The sequence below is a fragment of the Microbulbifer variabilis ATCC 700307 genome (assembly GCF_000380565.1).
Taxonomy (GTDB): domain Bacteria; phylum Pseudomonadota; class Gammaproteobacteria; order Pseudomonadales; family Cellvibrionaceae; genus Microbulbifer; species Microbulbifer variabilis.
On record NZ_AQYJ01000024.1, the window covers coordinates 158,411 to 173,782 of the forward strand.

Genomic DNA, 15,372 nt, shown 5'->3' on the forward strand with positions numbered 1-15,372 from the left:
AGGACTAACCCACTGATTATTTTTTAACATGGAATGGCGACTGTGGATTACAAACATAACAATAAACGAGATAACCTTAAGATGAAGGGCATCCCGGTTTCTTTTACTCCCATCCAATTACACAACCGCTTGAATCGAGCGGTTTGGGTTGGCTTCAAGCGCGTAGAACAGGATGGGCGAACTCTATTATTTCTTAGTGCCGGCGCGGAGAGTGGCGCTCAGCTCAGCAAGAATTTTGAAACCTTCGCCGGGCAAATTGTCCGCGAGTACCGCTTTAACCCATCAGAGGTGGAGTTTATCGAGCTGCGCGAGAGAGCCGGTGAATCCCAGTGGTATCGATGGCACGCCCAGTGGGTAGGGTCCGCACCAATGGAGTGCCACGGGGATTTGGTAACTAGCGAATCCAGTCGTCGCTACCTATCGGAGGCGTTGGAGAGCAGTATGGCGGCTGCCTGAAGCTGTGCCCTAAGCCTGCGCTCTATTGGCTGCATTGCCGCCGTTCAGAAGGTCGGCAAGGGCCTGTTCCAAAGTGGGAAACTGGAAACTGTAGCCGTTGTCCAGAGCGGTGCGCGGCTCCACCCGCTCACTGGCCAGTAGCAGCTCCTCTGCCATATCTCCGAAGAGTGTTTTAAGCAACCACGCAGGCGAACGCATAAAGGATGGACGATGCAGCTGTTTGGCCAGCAATCTGGAAAAGCTGTTATTGGTTACCGCTTCGGGAGCACTGGCATTGAATGTTGTGCACAGGTGCTTGTCAATCGCATGTAGCATTAACCCCACCTCATCCTCCTCGTGAATCCAGCTCATCCAGTGTTCCCCGGAACCCATGGGCCCACCAAGACCAAGGCGGAAAGCTGGTAACATCTGTGGCAGGGCTCCGCCACGGGTGGAGAGTACAATAGCAGTGCGGATGATCCCGACACAGATTCCTGCTCTTTGCAGGGGAAGTGTTGCCTCCTCCCAGTCGCGACATAATTGAGCAGAAAACCCTCCTCCGGGAGGACTGTCCTCCCTAAGAAGTTCGCCACCACGGTCCCCGTAGTAACCAATTGCTGACCCGGAAAGGAAGTAATCTGGACGTTTCCTCTGAGTTAGGGCCCAGCGCACTAACTTCTCTGTGGTTTTTAATCGGGAGTTGCGAATTTCGGTCCTGCGCCTCTCACTCCAACGGCGGGAGATTGGTTCGCCCGCCAAATTTACTACCACATCAACTGCGTGTTTAACCTCTTCGGGTTCACTAATTGCTTCGACCGCCTCCCCGCAGAGTGTGCGCACCTTATCTGGCTGGCGGCTAAGAACTGTGATTGTGTCGCCGCGGGCGAGCCAGCGTTGGCAAAAAAGTCTGCCTATCAGGCCTGTGCCACCACTGATTAAACAATGCATACAAAGGCATCCCTGCCAAATTTTTACCGGTAATTTGAATGCAGCATAGCAGTCCGGTGCTGCTGGCGGCCGTAGGGTTGGTCCTGGCCCAGGAAGAATATCTGGGCATGGGATTGAGAGAGTGAATTTGGGGTCGGTTTACTGGTCAGTGGCCTCACCGGTGATAGGGCTACCGGTCTTAACGGCCTTCTTACGACGTAGAATGATTGCCAAGGCCAACATTGGCAAAGCCAGGGCAAATACGATAGAGATCCCGGCCAGCATAAATGGGGTGGAGCCGCGCATGGCACGAATGTCACCGGTCATATTGGCTTGCTCAAATTGTGGCAACTGCTCAAGGATCTGCCCGCGGGGGTTCACTATTGCCGTCATTCCGGTATTGGTGCCGCGTACCAGATAGCGACCAGTTTCCAGGGCTCGCATCTGTGCCATTTGCATATGCTGCAATGGGCCGATGGAATCACCAAACCAGGCGTCGTTGCTAATGGTGAGTAGCACCTGAGCGGAAAGGGCGCTACTGGCTACCAGACGTGGGTAAACGATCTCATAGCAAATTAATGGTGCCCAGCTGGCCCCTCCGGCATTCAGTGGGCTTTGCTCATCAGGCCCTGAGCTAATGAAGGAAGTGGGCAAATTAAAAAACTCGATGGTACCCCGGATAAAATCTTCCAGGGGGACATACTCACCAAAAGGTACCAAGTGACGTTTATGGTAGACACTGGGGTTCCGGCCATATACTGCAGCTGAGTTGTGTATGACATTGCCACTCTGGTCGGGGTCGCGTCTGTCAAAGAGAATTCCACTGATCAGGTCGATTCCGGTTTTTTCTGCATTGCGCTGTAATGCCCGCATTAGATTTGGAGCTTGGCCATAGAGCATGGGCAGTGCGGCTTCAGGCCAGATAATCACATCCACATCTTTGTCACTCAGGGCACGGGTGCCGTCTTGATAGCGGCTGATGGTTTCACCGCGAAACTCGGGCAACCACTTCTTTTCCTGTGGAATATTCGCCTGCACCAGGCCGACTGTGATAATTCCGCCTTCAGGGCGAGTCCATTCTACATTGGCCAGGGTGGCACCTATTGGCCAGGTAATTAGCGCGGCACCGAGCAATGCTATATGGCTGCGTTGTTTGAGAGGCACTAAACGACCACTGACTGCCAGGGCGAGTACTGCTGCGCTGAACGCGAGTATTAAACCGACGCCGTAAACACTCAGTACCGGGGCCCAGCCCGACAACCAGGTTTCCAGATGTGCATAACCAGAGAATAACCAGGGAAATCCGGTGAACATCCAGCTGCGGAACCACTCGCTGATAAACCAGAGGGCGGCAAAGGCCAGGGCAAAGCTGAATTTGTTATCGGTAAAACGGCCAAGGAAATAGAAGGGAGCGGCCAGCAATGCCGCCATCAGGGCAACGAATCCACCGGTAAGGGCCGCTCCTAATGGGGGGGCGGCGTTACCGAAGTTTGTAATAGAAACGTAAACCCAGGAGCCCCCGCTGGCAAACAGCCCCAGGCCAAAACAGAACGCCAGCCACAGGGCGCGACGCCCCTTTATTACCTTTCCCCCTGATGCTTGCAGGTAAACCCATGCAAGCAGGGTCAGGGACAGCAGTCCGCATACCCAGTAATTAAACGGGGCGAACGACAGTGTCATTAAGCCGCCGGCAGCGGCGCTGGTGATAGGAAAAAGTAATCTTCGCATAAATTCGCTTAGCTGATGCCGGACACAAGTGCCAGCGGATCGAATCTCTCTACCCCCAACACAGAGCGGGGAGCGCAGTCTTTGGCCCTCTCCCGGCGGTGGTCTGCGAGGAGTCGCGTCCTGGGTCAGTCCTCTTCTGGTGGTTTGCGCATATGCGCTACGCGCAGTAGGTGGATCTGTCGGCTGTCTGCATAAAGTACCCTGAACATAAAGTCTCCTAAACGGGTGACCTCATCGCGGCCAGGTAAATGACCGAAAGATTGCATAATCAAACCGCCAACCGTATCGAATTCTTCATCGCTAAATTCGCATTCGAAAAATTCATTGAACTCTTCAATAGGGGTAAGCGCTTTAACGATATAGTCATTGTCGCCAACCCGACGGATAAAGCTGTCTGCTTCTTCTTCGTCGGTTTCATCTTCGATTTCACCGACAATTTCCTCAAGAATATCTTCAATCGTGACAACGCCGGAGACTCCGCCATATTCGTCGATCACGACCGCCATATGGTACCGGTTCTCGCGGAATTCGCGCAGCAGGATATTTAGGCGTTTACTTTCGGGAATAATATTGGCGGGGCGAATAATATCTTCGAGCTGGAATTCGCCGACGCCTTTGAGGAGTAAAGGCAGCAGGTCCTTGGCCAGAAGAATTCCGCGGATATCGTCAATGCTTTCACCGACAACCGGGAAGCGGGAGTGGCCTGACTCAATAATTTTTGGTAAGAATGTTTCAGGCTTGTCCTCCAGTCCCACCACCACCATTTGCGAGCGGGGAATCATGATCTCCCGAACCTGCTGGCTGGAAACGTCCAGGGCACCCTCAATGATGGATAGTGCCTCAGCATCGACCAGCTGGTTGTCAGCTGCGTCTTTAATAATATCCAGCAATTCATCGCGGGATTTTGGCTCAGCAGAAAATGCGCTGAACAATTTTTCCAGCCAGTTTTTTTCACTCGATCGGGGTTTGTTTGAAGAGTGACTACTTGGGGGCTCGTCAGTGGTCATGGAAGTGGCCATGCTCCGGGTATCTCTCGTCTCTTGCTAATTAATTACAGTTAATCGGTAACTTTGGCTGGGCCTGGGTAGTTACCCCGCCTCTTCCAAAGGGGCATAGGGGTCGGCATAGCCTAGCCCTGTCAATAGTTTTGTCTCCAGCTGTTCCATAACCTCGGCCTCGGCGTCTTCTATATGGTCATAGCCCAGAAGGTGCAGTGTGCCATGGACCAGCATATGTGCCCAGTGCGCCGAGATCGATTTGCCTTGTTGGTCCGCTTCCATTTGTACAACTGGTGCACAGATCACAAGGTCTCCCAACAAGGGGAGATTCAGCTCCGCTGGAAAGTCGGTATGAAAGGATAAGACGTTGGTCGGTTTATCCTTACCTCGATACTGGCTGTTGAGCTGCTGGCTCTCCTCTTCGTCGACAATACGCACAGCGAGTTCCGCTTCTTCACGGTGGTCGGTCAGTGCCGTGATTATCCAGGCGCGAATATCTTCATCGGAGGGCAGGCCTGTACAGCGGCTGACCCGCTGTACATCGAGAGTTAAATCAATCATATGGGTACGACGAAACCTCAGGCGGCATTCTCGCCAGCCTTGTTGGAGACGTCCATTTCCCGATCAGCCTCATGGATATCGTAAGCTTCCACAATACGCTGAACCAGTGGGTGGCGTACCACGTCTTTGGCGCCGAAATGAGTAAAGCTGATACCGTTGACTTTGCCGAGCACTTCAACAGCGTGGCGCAGGCCCGATGCCTGACCGCGGGGCAGGTCTACCTGGCTGGGGTCCCCTGTGATTACTGCGGTGGAACCGAAACCAATTCGCGTCAGGAACATCTTCATCTGCTCGCGAGTGGTGTTCTGGCTTTCGTCAAGAATGACAAAGGCATTATTCAGGGTGCGTCCCCGCATATAGGCCAGTGGTGCTACTTCGATCACATTGCGTTCGATAAGCTTGCCAACCGTCTCAAAGCCGAGCATCTCGTAGAGAGCGTCGTACAGGGGGCGCAAGTAAGGGTCTACCTTCTGGCTTAAATCGCCAGGCAGAAAACCCAGTTTTTCCCCGGCTTCCACCGCCGGGCGCACCAGCAGAATGCGCTCTACCTGGTCCTTGAGCAGGGCCTCAACTGCGCAGGCCACTGCCAGGTAGGTCTTGCCGGTGCCAGCTGGGCCTATGCCGAAATTGATATCATTGGACTGAACGGCATGCACATACTTGCGTTGATTCAGCCCGCGCGGGCGCACGGAACACTTCTTAGTGCGAATTAAGACTACTTGGTCGACTTCTGAGGAACCTTCCTCATCGCCTTTATTGAGCAGTTCCTCGACGCCTGCCTGCTGCAGGGCCAAGTGAATCTCATCGGGCGTAAGGTGGTTTTGGGAGTCGGTTTCCTTGTAGAGAAAGCTCAGCAGTTCACCTGCAGCCTTGGCAGGCTTAGGTTCGCCATAGATGGCAAATTGGTTGCCACGATTGCGGATCTCAATATCCAGTCGTTGTTCAATTTGGCGTAGATGTTGGTCAAATTGGCCGCAGAGATTTGCGAGACGGCGGGCGTCGTTGGGTTCGAGAGTAATGCTGTGAGCTAGGGTATGAGTTTCCAAATTGGTTTCCGGCACCTTAATCTGTAGGGTTCATTGCTAGGGTATACCCATTTTCCCCGTATGGGAAAGTCTTGAGTGCTACCAATAGGTTCTAACTTTACCTAATTTTAATTACGTCTTGTAATTTAGCCAGGTTATAAGGGGCAGTTTGGCGGCAAGATGTGTTTTTAAAAAGCATCTTGCCGATGGTAAGGCTGCCTGTAGTGGCTTAGAACAGAGCCTCTTCCAATTCTGAAGTGACCAGTGTGCCACGTAATGAGTTAGGCAAGGCCTCCTCGATTACCACATCGGCAAACTTACCGATCAATGCCAAGTTATCGGCACGGAAATTGACTACACGGTTATTTTCCGTGCGCCCTTGCAATTGTCCCGGGTCTTTCTTGGAGACGCCAGTGACCAGAACCCGCTCAGTATTGCCCACCATACGCCGGGCGATGGCTGCGGCTTGTTGGTTGATACGGTTTTGCAGCAGCTGCAGGCGCTCTTTCTTCAGGTCTTCTGGAGTGTCGTCCGGCAAGTCTGCTGCCGGCGTACCCGGGCGCGGAGAGTAGATGAAGCTAAAGGAAATATCGAAGCCTACCTCCTGGATCAGGTTCATGGTGGCTTCGAAGTCCCTGTCGGTTTCACCAGGGAAGCCGACAATAAAGTCAGAAGACAGGCAGATATCCGGGCGTATCTTTTTCAGGCGGCGGATCTTGGACTTGTATTCTAAAGCTGTGTGGCCGCGTTTCATGGCCATCAGGATACGGTCTGAGCCACTTTGCACCGGAAGGTGGAGGTGGCTAACCAGTTCTGGTACCTGCGCATACACATCGATCAGGGCATCGGAGAACTCAACCGGGTGTGATGTTGTGTAGCGAATACGGTCGATACCATCGATTGCCGCTACATAAGTAATTAGCTCGGCAAAATCTACCTCGTGACCGTCTTCACCAGTGGCGCGATAGGCATTTACATTCTGGCCCAGCAGGTTGACTTCGCGTACTCCCTGGTCCGCCAGGTGCGCAATCTCTTCCAGTACATCGGTAACTGGACGGCTCACTTCCTCTCCGCGGGTATAGGGAACCACACAGAAGGTGCAGTACTTGGAACAACCTTCCATAATAGAGACGAAGGCGGTAGCGCCGTCAGCTTCTGGTTGGGGCAGTCGGTCAAATTTCTCGATTTCAGGGAAACTGATATCTACGACGACCACGCCATTTTTCTGCTCTTTGGTTTCCATCATCTCTGGCAGGCGATGCAGGGTTTGCGGACCGAAAATCAGGTCGACATAGGGCGCACGCTTGGCGATTGCCTCGCCTTCCTGGCTGGCCACACAGCCTCCGACGCCGATAACCAGCTCGGGGTTTTTTTCCTTGAGGCGTCTCCAGCGACCCAGCTGGTGGAATAGTTTTTCCTGGGCTTTCTCGCGAATAGAACAGGTATTGACCAGTAGCACATCCGCCTCTTCAGGGTCGTCGGTGGGTACCATGGCGTGTGACTCGCCGAGCAGATCGCGCATCCTGGCGGAATCGTACTCATTCATTTGGCAGCCGTGGGTTTTGATGTATAGCTTTTTAGCCGGTGTATCGGACATATTGTGCCTGATTAAAAACTGGTCAATTAAACGGGTGGGGCATTATAGCGACAGGACCAGGCACTGCATAGATGGCTATATTAGCCCTTGAGAACCTGTGCTATTCTTGCGCGCTTTTTCGGGCTTTGCCCGCTTTCTGAACAATTTCGAGCTTCGGGGTATTCCCCATCCTGAGAAACTTATGGCCAACCCGATATATAAAGTGATTTTCCACAACCAGAGCCAGGTGTATGAACTCTATGCCCGGGCTATTTATCAGAGTGATATGTACGGCTTTATCGAAGTCGAAGAGTTTGTATTTGGGGAGAAGGCCCAGCTGGTTGTAGACCCCAGTGAAGAAAAGCTGAAAACAGAATTTGCTTCGGTAACTCGCTCCTATATCCCGATGCACAGTATTGTGCGTATCGATGAAGTGGAGAAAGAGGGAACTGGTAAAATTGTCGAGGTTAAAGGCGATAAAGTTGCAAAATTCCCCTTTGCGCCGCCCATTCGTCATCCTCAGGACACCGAATAATCTTCCCTCCTTTTACCGAGTCAGCGGGCCTTGGGCCAGGCTGATTCGGGCGCCTAAAGCCCTCGCAGTCTAGCGGGTTTCACTGCAATATAAGCTTCAATAAAAATCCTCGTGACTGTCATCAAATCGCTGCAAAGTGATTGCCAGGGCGATCAGCGACCTTATTTCCATTGCTTGATCGCAGCTTGCGAACTATCGCCTGCAATCCTGGCTGAGTGGAAATGAGCTGAAGTTCACTCCCATTCTGTTGGTAGAGGCAATTGATCGCAGCTAATAACTGGTCAAATGCTGGAACCTTTCTATGAGCAATCGCTACCGCGCGCTGTGGATATCCGATGTCCATTTGGGTAGTAGAGACAGTGAGCCCCATCGTTTGGCGGATTTCCTGGCGCAAAATCGAGCCGAAACGGTTTATCTGGTGGGTGATATTTTTGATATGCATGCCCTGTCCCAAGGGCGAGGCACCTGGTGTCAGGCATCCAGCATGTTATTGGGGATGCTCTCTGAGTTGAGTAATGAGATTCCGGAAGTGATTTATATCCCCGGAAACCACGATGCACCCATGCGCAGCTGGTCAGGTAAGCGCCTCGGCAATATCCGTATAGAGCGTGACTGGGTACATACGGCCTGTAATGGTCGCCGTTACTGGGTCACTCATGGGGATCAATTTGAACACCATATAAAAATGCACCCGGTGAGCTATCACATTGGGGATCGCAGTTATTACCTGATGCTGCGTTTTAATCGTTGGATAAATTACTGGCGCAGCCGCTTCGATAAGCCTTGGTGGTCCCTGGCCAGCCAGATAAAAAACCGGGTGGGTGCGGCTAGGCAAATGATGAGCGACTTCGAAGATATTGCCGCGATATCAGCGGTAAATCGTGGCGTGGATGGTGTGATTTGTGGACATATCCATCGCCCCGCGCTACGGGAAAAAAAGATCGGGGAGGGCATTGTGACTTATGCCAATTGTGGTGACTGGGTTGACTCTATGAGCGCGGTGGTTGAACAGCACGACGGTAGCTTGGAGTTGTTGCACTGGTACAGGGCACCAAAAATTGCCAGCATAATGACGGAGGTGGTGGCAGCATGATCCAATTGGAAGCACTCCTACAAAAAAATGCTTGGTATAGCGCTGCGCCGCAAAAACCAACCCGTAAAATTGTCTCCGCAACTCTGAAAAAAATCTGTTGTGAAGAGCGGATTGTGGAGTTTGGTCGAAACTATCCACATCTGGGAGGGCTTGATTTTATTCGGCAGCTCTTTAGTGAATTGGATTTTCGCTATGAACTGAATCCCTCTGAGCTGGAAAGGATTCCGGTCAATGGACCGCTGGTTATCGTAGCCAACCACCCGCTGGGCAGTCTCGATGGGCTCGCTCTGATTGATATGGTGGCCCGGGTGCGCAAGGATGTCCGTGCGGTGGCAAGTCAGTTGCTGTGGAATATAAAACCGTTACGCCCCTATTTCCTGCCTGTGGATAATTTCCGTGGATGCACCCGCCGTGCAGATGTGCAGGGAATTTATGAGTACCTGGAAGAAGGGGGGGCGATTATTATTTTTCCCGCCGGGGAAGTATCGCGCTTTAGCCCGCAGGGGGTGCGTGACGGTCGGTGGAATCCGGGCTTCGTGCGCTTCGCAGAAAGAGTCAATGCTCCAATTCTTCCTGTACAGGTGCTCGGCAGAAATTCCTGGTGGTTTTACGGTCTGTCCATGCTGAATAAACCTCTTTCAACACTCTGGTTGATCCGGGAAATGTTTAAGCAGGAGAGACGCGGTATTGATATACGGATTGGCCATCCGCTTGAGGCGGAGCATTTCCGCAGCTGGCCGCTGACCCCTCGGGCCCAGGCGGCACTTTGGCGAAAGCATGTTTACAAACTGCAGAGTTCGCCGGCACCTCTTGGTCCAGAGTTGATTGCGCCGGCTGAATCTCAGACGGAGGTGGCGCATGTAATTGATAACTGTGAGGTGTTGGCCGAACAGGGAGCGTTTTCTGTACGTCTTTACCGGCAGAGGGCAGATTGTCCAGTGATGCGAGAGTTGGCAAGGGTGCGTGAGGTAGCTTTCCGTTCCGTGGGTGAGGGTACGGGGCAAAGCCGGGATTGGGATTGCTTTGATGCTCACTACGATCATCTGCTTTTATGGGACCATGAGTATCAGGTAATTGCAGGGGCCTATCGCATAGCAAGTACAGAGTCTCTGGGCGAGAGTGAAATTTATAGCAGCACTCTGTTCAATTACCCTCTGCCACCCAGTCAATGCCTGCCTGGGTCGGCAGAGTTGGGACGCAGTTTTCTGCTACCTCAATATTGGCGCGGGCGCGGCCTCGATTTACTGTGGAACGCGATCGGCCAGTGGGTGTTGCGCAGTAAAGTGCGTTATCTTTTCGGACCGGTATCAATGCCGGGAACTTTTTCGGTGCGTGCCAAGTCCGCAATTGTGCGCTATTTTTCCCATTATTTTTCCCCAGAGAATTCTCTCGGTGATGCTCGATTGCCTTTCTTACAGGCTGGTGAACCCCTGCCTGATCTTTCGGGGGATTCTGTTTTGGACATGCGCCAGCTAAAGCAGGTGCTACGTGAAGAGGGGGTGGTTTTGCCACCTCTTTTTAAAAAATATGCTGCCTTGACCAAACCGGGCGGAACCAGTTTTCACGCTTTCAATATTGACCCGGAATTCTGTGATTCTGTTGATGGACTTGTGGTGGTGGACCTTCATTTGGTTGACGAGAAATTCGCTAAACGATATTTGGCTAGCTGATTTAATTCCTCAATAAAAAGGCGGCCCTATTGGCCGCCTTTTTATTGGTATTTTCTACGTAGCTGTATTTAAGGGTTAAGCCAGTTTCTGCAACTGTTGTCGTATGCTCGCAAGTTTTACACAGAGAACAAATACAGCCATGGCGGTGTCGAGTTCGTCCAGAGGGGGGAAGCTTGGTGCAATACGGATATTGCTGTCTTCAGGATCCTTTCCGTAGGGGAAGGTGGCGCCTGCTGGTGTAAGTTTGACTCCGGCATCGGCAGCCAGTTTTACCACCGCTTTTGCACAACCCGGGCGGGTATTGAAAGAAACAAAGTAACCACCCTCGGGCTTTTCCCATCGACCAAGGTCAGTATCGCCGAGTCCATTTTGCAGGTGTTCCAGCACACACTCAAACTTAGGTTTGAGAATATCAGCATGTTTATGCATATGGTCTTTTAAGGTCGTGTGCTCGGCAAAAAATCGGGAGTGGCGTAGCTGATTTACCTTGTCTGGGCCGATGGTCATAGCCTGCATCTGCTGTTTTAAAGAATCCAGGTTGGCGCTACTCGCACTGACAAACGCGACCCCAGATCCCGCGTGGGTCACTTTGGAGGTGGAAGCAAACTGCAATACAGAATCTACGGTGTCATTTTCCAGAGTTGCAGAACGGATGCTGGGGAGGCCCACATAGTGACCGAGATCGTGCACTGAATAGGCATTGTCCCAGAAAATACGAAAACCAGGGTTTGCCGTATGTCCCAATTGTGCCAAGCGCTCGACGGTTTCTGGGCTGTAAGTAATGCCTGTGGGGTTGGAGTACTTGGGAACGCACCAGATGCCGATTATATCGCCATCTTCCTTGACATGTTTTTCCACGGCATCCATATCGGGCCCTCCCTCCCCCATGGGGATATTAATCATGCCAATGCCAAGTTGCTCACAAATTGTAAAGTGACGATCGTAGCCAGGTACTGGGCATAGAAATTTGGGCTCTTTTAGTTCCCTCCAGGGAGTGGTGCCGGCAAAGCCGAATAGGTAGCCGGTCATAACTGCGTGATACATCAGAGTGAGGGAACTGTTACCACAGGCGATAACCTCCTCTGTGGGTACCTGCAACATGTCAGCACCCAGCTCACGCGCACAGGTGAGGCCAATCAGGCCACCATAATTACGAGTGTCAGTGCCATCGGCGGCACGATAATCGGCAGAGAGAATCCCATCAAGCTTATCGGATAAGTTCAGTTGTTCCGCTGAAGGTTTGCCCCGGGTAATATCCAAGTTCAGTTCATGTTGGCAAATGCGTTCGTAGTGGGCGCTTAATTCCTTTTCCCATTCCGTAAGTTGGGCGCTATTAGCGGATTCAATATGCACGTAATTTCCCCTGGCAGGTCACTGGAGTTGGCGAGCTTAGCAGCCTATATGCAGATTCGTCAGCCCTGTTTAGGCACAGAATGAATAGTTTCTTTTGAATCTACTTTGGTTCTAGGAATTGGGACTGTTATTAGGGGGGGATGCTATTGACTGGCGAGGGTGCGGAAGTCTTGTGCATATTCTCTCAATGTATTGCTGAGGTGACTTCTTTGCGCTGGGCTGGTACTTAATAATATTTGCTTGGCCAACTCACGTGCTTGCTGTTTGCGTTTCTCTTGTGCCTGTTGATATTGTGGCGACCAGAGCTGCTCTGGATTCAGGAGTAGGCTACGCAGTTTGTCCAGATAATCCGTCGGCTTTGTTCGCAATAACTCCATGGCTTTTGCTTGCCAGAGTAGCCTTTGCTCACTGCGTTGCATGGGGTTGTATTCCATCTTGGATACCATAGCCGCAATCAGGTTTTTTTGTTCTTCTGTCAGGCTGCCAAGCCACCGGACGCTTTCCTTGCGGATCTGCTTGTCCCGTTTACGCCGGATTTTTTCTGGGGACTGCTGCCATTTCTTCAGTTTTTTTTGATCTTCTTTCAGAAGATTGCCTTGTAATTCATCAACTTGCTCATCATTGAGCTGCGCGGCAATAGGCAATAGTAAGTTGTAAGCATTTTCGCTGGCAGAATTTAGGAACAGCTCAACCTGTTTCTCCACAGGCTCCAACTGAGGATTCTCCAAACCGCCCTCATCAACTCTGTCTGCCAGATTGGTGAGGAAATCGGCGTAGCGGGGTAGCTGTGTTTGCCGGTGCCACCGGAAGAAGCTTTGTAATGCAGCTTGAAGTTCGCCTTTCTGTATCCTGTCCAGATTAACGTAGTCGTTAGCCTTCCAGCGTATCCAGTAATCGACGTTGTTGTAGACAAATTGAATACTGGAGCAGCTACTGATTAATAGAAGGGTGACAATTAGCGCGACATTGCGCCAGAAAACAAATGTTGGCGTACCAGCTGGCTTTGCCATCGACTCTTTCCTGTGGAAATTGTTCGGCCGCTGCCGATGGGTCAATCCCAAGCATAGATGATGAACTATTGGCCTGTGATGTGGCGCCTTAAAGATTGTGCATACAGTGAATACAGCACCTTGCTGGCAGGGGTATATGCTAATGGCAAACCATAGTGCTAATTAGGTATGGCCTGTGTGTGGCCAGCATTTAGACTAGTTGTTGCAGCACTGTTTTTTTGTCCTGTGCAAGGCGCAAAGCCGCGCAAAAATATCATCGCGAGTGGAGTTCGGCATGGCTACCACCTTAATGGAAGTCGAGGCTCGGGAGGCTCCGGCAAGAATTGCTGAGCAGCTACAGAATAATGCAGGGATTATGGCGTACCTCGGTGAACGCCTGCGCGCGCAGCCCCCGCGCTTTGTCATGATTGTGGGACGCGGGTCCTCCGATCATGCCGGCGTTTTTGCTAAGTATCTGATTGAAATTGAAACGGGGACGCCTACCTTTGCTGCGGCACCCTCTGTTTCCAGTGTTTATGGGCGAAAGCTGAAGTTGGAAGGCGCGCTTGTGCTGGTGATATCTCAATCGGGTCGCAGCCCGGATATCCTTGCCCAGGCACGTATGGCAAAGGAGTGTGGCGCCTTTACCGTGGCATTGGTGAATGATGAGGAGGCGCCGATTGGGGATATTGTCGATCAGGTGGTCCCTTTAAAGGCAGGGCCGGAAAGGGCTGTGGCGGCAACCAAAAGTTATCTGGCGACTCTGTCTGCTGTTTTGCAGTTGGTGGCATTCTGGACTGGAGATCAAGCTTTAAAAGAGGCTCTGGAGAAATTGCCGGATACTCTGGAGGCTGCCGTACGCGCGGATATCCAGCTGCGTCCTGAAGATTTGGCTGCGGTGCAAAATCTGGTAGTACTCGGCAGGGGGCCCGGCTATGGAATCACGCGTGAATTGGCGCTTAAGCTAAAGGAAGTGTGCAACATTCATGCAGAGTCTTTCTCCAGTGCCGAGTTTTTACATGGCCCTGTCACTTTGGTTGAAGATAAATTGACCGTGGTGAATGTCCCCATTGAAGATGAATCTTTCAGATGCCATAGCGAACAAATCGATGACATTATCCGGCGGGGCGGTGCCCTGATTAATTTGCATGTGCCGAGTAAAGGTGTGCACCCGCGAGTAGCGCCATTGGCACTATTGCAGCGCTTTTATATTGATGTTGCCCATGTAGCGGTGAGCCGGGGTATTAATCCAGATGAACCCGCGGGGCTGAAGAAAGTTACCCATACCGTGTAATAATTTGCCCGTAAACCCGCCGTGGGGAGATTAAGTGAGGAGGGGAGCGTGGGTTTTGCCCTGGTAGCAGAGCGATTATTTGATGGTGAGGAGATCCTTGAGGACGTGGCACTGGTTGTCGGTGATGACGGGCGAATTGTTTCTCTTGGAGGTGTTGCGCCAGCACACGCCCAGTATGTCCACGGCTTGATAGCTCCGGGTCTAGTGGATATACAGGTTAACGGTGGTGGTGGTGTACTGTTTAATCAGGAGCCGAGTGTCGAGGCACTGCGAACAATAGGGAAAGCTCATGCGCAATTTGGTACCAGTGCATTTCTCCCCACCTTGATTACTGACCGTCTCGACGTAATGCAGCTCGCTGCCAGTGCAGTCAGCGAGGCCCTTCGGCAGGAAATTCCTGGAGTTATCGGTATTCATTTTGAGGGGCCACATCTGAGTGTGCCTAAAAAAGGCACCCATGAGCAATCATTTATTCGCCCTCTGAGTGATGCCGAATGGGCCCTATATGCACGCGACGACCTGGGAATAAAAGTTGTTACCCTGGCTCCGGAAACCGTACCGGTGGAGGATATCCATCGGCTGGTATCTATGGGAGTCTGTGTATGCCTGGGGCACTCCAATTCGGATGGGAAAACCGCGCTTGCTGCGCTGGAAGCCGGAGCGACAGGGTTTACCCACCTATATAACGCCATGTCGCCACTGCACTCACGCGAACCGGGTATGGTGGGCACAGCCTTGATCAGGGATGAGGCCTGGTGTGGCTTGATCGCCGATGGTCATCACGTTTGTGTCGAAGCAATGAAACTTGCCTTAAAGGCCAAGCCCCGAGGCAAATTAATATTGGTTACTGATGCGATGCCTTTGGTGGGCAGTGATGCGCTTAGTTTTCCACTGTTTGATCGGGTGGTGACTCGGGAGAGAGATAAGCTGACCTCCAGTACCGGGGAACTGGCCGGCTCGCACTTGGATATGATTGGTGCAGTACGCAATATTTGTCGCTGGTGTCATTTGAAGATTGAAGAGGGGTTGCGCATGGCAAGCCTCTACCCAGCGCAGTTCCTGGGCCTGCATATGGGCAGAATCTCACTTGGCAGTAGAGCTGACATGATCCTGCTTGATAAAGATATACAGGTACAGAAAACCTGGATTGGCGGTTACCAGGTTTTTACCAGGTAACCTCAGTGTTTG

The 15,372-nt window shown here is 52.0% G+C and carries 14 protein-coding genes; 6 read left to right on the plus strand and 8 right to left on the minus strand.

The window, feature by feature from the left end; genetic code table 11:
• The first annotated feature begins 33 nt into the window (after positions 1-33).
• The gene (locus tag G367_RS0107560) at positions 34-456 is read left to right on the plus strand and encodes a hypothetical protein (RefSeq protein WP_425411205.1); all 423 of its coding nucleotides are present in this window, start codon (positions 34-36) and stop codon (positions 454-456) included.
• A 9-nt stretch (positions 457-465) separates the two neighbouring features.
• Here G367_RS0107560 and G367_RS0107565 read toward each other — a convergent pair whose 3' ends face one another.
• The 6 genes from G367_RS0107565 to miaB form a co-directional block, all read right to left on the minus strand.
• Complete coding sequence (locus G367_RS0107565) at positions 466-1,383, minus strand: TIGR01777 family oxidoreductase (RefSeq protein WP_020412513.1); 918 nt, start codon at positions 1,381-1,383, stop codon at positions 466-468.
• Between the two features lie 138 nt (positions 1,384-1,521).
• Complete coding sequence (gene lnt, locus G367_RS0107575; RefSeq protein WP_020412514.1) at positions 1,522-3,090, minus strand: apolipoprotein N-acyltransferase; 1,569 nt, start codon at positions 3,088-3,090, stop codon at positions 1,522-1,524.
• Positions 3,091-3,215: 125 nt separating this feature from the next.
• Entirely contained in the window at positions 3,216-4,109 is an 894-nt protein-coding gene (locus G367_RS0107580; RefSeq protein WP_020412515.1) for a CorC family transporter, read from the minus strand.
• Between the two features lie 69 nt (positions 4,110-4,178).
• Complete coding sequence (gene ybeY / locus G367_RS0107585; protein ID WP_020412516.1) at positions 4,179-4,649, minus strand: rRNA maturation RNase YbeY; 471 nt, start codon at positions 4,647-4,649, stop codon at positions 4,179-4,181.
• Between the two features lie 17 nt (positions 4,650-4,666).
• The gene (locus tag G367_RS0107590; RefSeq protein WP_026304992.1) at positions 4,667-5,695 is read right to left on the minus strand and encodes a PhoH family protein; all 1,029 of its coding nucleotides are present in this window, start codon (positions 5,693-5,695) and stop codon (positions 4,667-4,669) included.
• A 208-nt stretch (positions 5,696-5,903) separates the two neighbouring features.
• Positions 5,904-7,271: a tRNA (N6-isopentenyl adenosine(37)-C2)-methylthiotransferase MiaB gene (gene miaB, locus G367_RS0107595; RefSeq protein ID WP_020412518.1), complete on the minus strand. Its 1,368-nt coding sequence runs from the start codon at positions 7,269-7,271 to the stop codon at positions 5,904-5,906.
• Between the two features lie 181 nt (positions 7,272-7,452).
• Here miaB and G367_RS23335 point away from each other — a divergent pair, with 181 nt between their 5' ends.
• The 3 genes from G367_RS23335 (at position 7,453) to olsF (ending at position 10,548) form a co-directional block, all read left to right on the plus strand.
• The gene (locus G367_RS23335) at positions 7,453-7,785 is read left to right on the plus strand and encodes a DUF1820 family protein (protein ID WP_211214910.1); all 333 of its coding nucleotides are present in this window, start codon (positions 7,453-7,455) and stop codon (positions 7,783-7,785) included.
• Between the two features lie 301 nt (positions 7,786-8,086).
• Positions 8,087-8,878 (plus strand): UDP-2,3-diacylglucosamine diphosphatase, encoded by a 792-nt coding sequence (locus G367_RS23340; RefSeq protein WP_040628410.1) that lies wholly within the window; start codon positions 8,087-8,089, stop codon positions 8,876-8,878.
• Positions 8,875-10,548, plus strand: coding sequence for a bifunctional ornithine lipid synthase OlsF (gene olsF / locus G367_RS0107610; protein WP_020412522.1), 1,674 nt, complete (start codon positions 8,875-8,877; stop codon positions 10,546-10,548). Before G367_RS23340 ends, olsF begins: the two co-directional genes overlap by 4 nt.
• A 75-nt stretch (positions 10,549-10,623) precedes the next feature.
• Here the strand turns inward: olsF and G367_RS0107615 are convergent, their stop codons facing one another.
• A complete protein-coding gene (locus tag G367_RS0107615) occupies positions 10,624-11,901 on the minus strand; it encodes an aspartate aminotransferase type Ic (protein ID WP_020412523.1) in 1,278 nt (425 codons plus the stop codon).
• A 143-nt stretch (positions 11,902-12,044) separates the two neighbouring features.
• Complete coding sequence (locus G367_RS0107620) at positions 12,045-12,911, minus strand: DUF6279 family lipoprotein (RefSeq protein WP_020412524.1); 867 nt, start codon at positions 12,909-12,911, stop codon at positions 12,045-12,047.
• 274 nt (positions 12,912-13,185) lie between these two features.
• Here G367_RS0107620 and nagB-II point away from each other — a divergent pair, with 274 nt between their 5' ends.
• Both nagB-II and nagA read left to right on the plus strand, forming a co-directional pair.
• On the plus strand, positions 13,186-14,184 hold the full coding sequence (nagB-II, locus tag G367_RS0107625; RefSeq protein WP_020412525.1) for a glucosamine-6-phosphate deaminase NagB-II: 999 nt from the start codon (positions 13,186-13,188) through the stop codon (positions 14,182-14,184).
• 48 nt (positions 14,185-14,232) lie between these two features.
• Positions 14,233-15,360, plus strand: coding sequence for an N-acetylglucosamine-6-phosphate deacetylase (nagA, locus tag G367_RS0107630; RefSeq protein ID WP_020412526.1), 1,128 nt, complete (start codon positions 14,233-14,235; stop codon positions 15,358-15,360).
• Positions 15,361-15,372 lie beyond the last annotated feature (12 nt).

Coding starts and splice junctions, on each gene's coding strand:
- G367_RS0107560 (WP_425411205.1), top strand. CDS start 34: ATGGCGACTGTGGATTACAAACATAACAATAAACGAGATAACCTTAAG.
- G367_RS0107565 (WP_020412513.1), bottom strand. CDS start 1,383: ATGCATTGTTTAATCAGTGGTGGCACAGGCCTGATAGGCAGACTTTTT.
- lnt (WP_020412514.1), bottom strand. CDS start 3,090: ATGCGAAGATTACTTTTTCCTATCACCAGCGCCGCTGCCGGCGGCTTA.
- G367_RS0107580 (WP_020412515.1), bottom strand. CDS start 4,109: ATGGCCACTTCCATGACCACTGACGAGCCCCCAAGTAGTCACTCTTCA.
- ybeY (WP_020412516.1), bottom strand. CDS start 4,649: ATGATTGATTTAACTCTCGATGTACAGCGGGTCAGCCGCTGTACAGGC.
- miaB (WP_020412518.1), bottom strand. CDS start 7,271: ATGTCCGATACACCGGCTAAAAAGCTATACATCAAAACCCACGGCTGC.
- G367_RS23335 (WP_211214910.1), top strand. CDS start 7,453: ATGGCCAACCCGATATATAAAGTGATTTTCCACAACCAGAGCCAGGTG.
- G367_RS23340 (WP_040628410.1), top strand. CDS start 8,087: ATGAGCAATCGCTACCGCGCGCTGTGGATATCCGATGTCCATTTGGGT.
- olsF (WP_020412522.1), top strand. CDS start 8,875: ATGATCCAATTGGAAGCACTCCTACAAAAAAATGCTTGGTATAGCGCT.
- G367_RS0107620 (WP_020412524.1), bottom strand. CDS start 12,911: ATGGCAAAGCCAGCTGGTACGCCAACATTTGTTTTCTGGCGCAATGTC.
- nagB-II (WP_020412525.1), top strand. CDS start 13,186: ATGGCTACCACCTTAATGGAAGTCGAGGCTCGGGAGGCTCCGGCAAGA.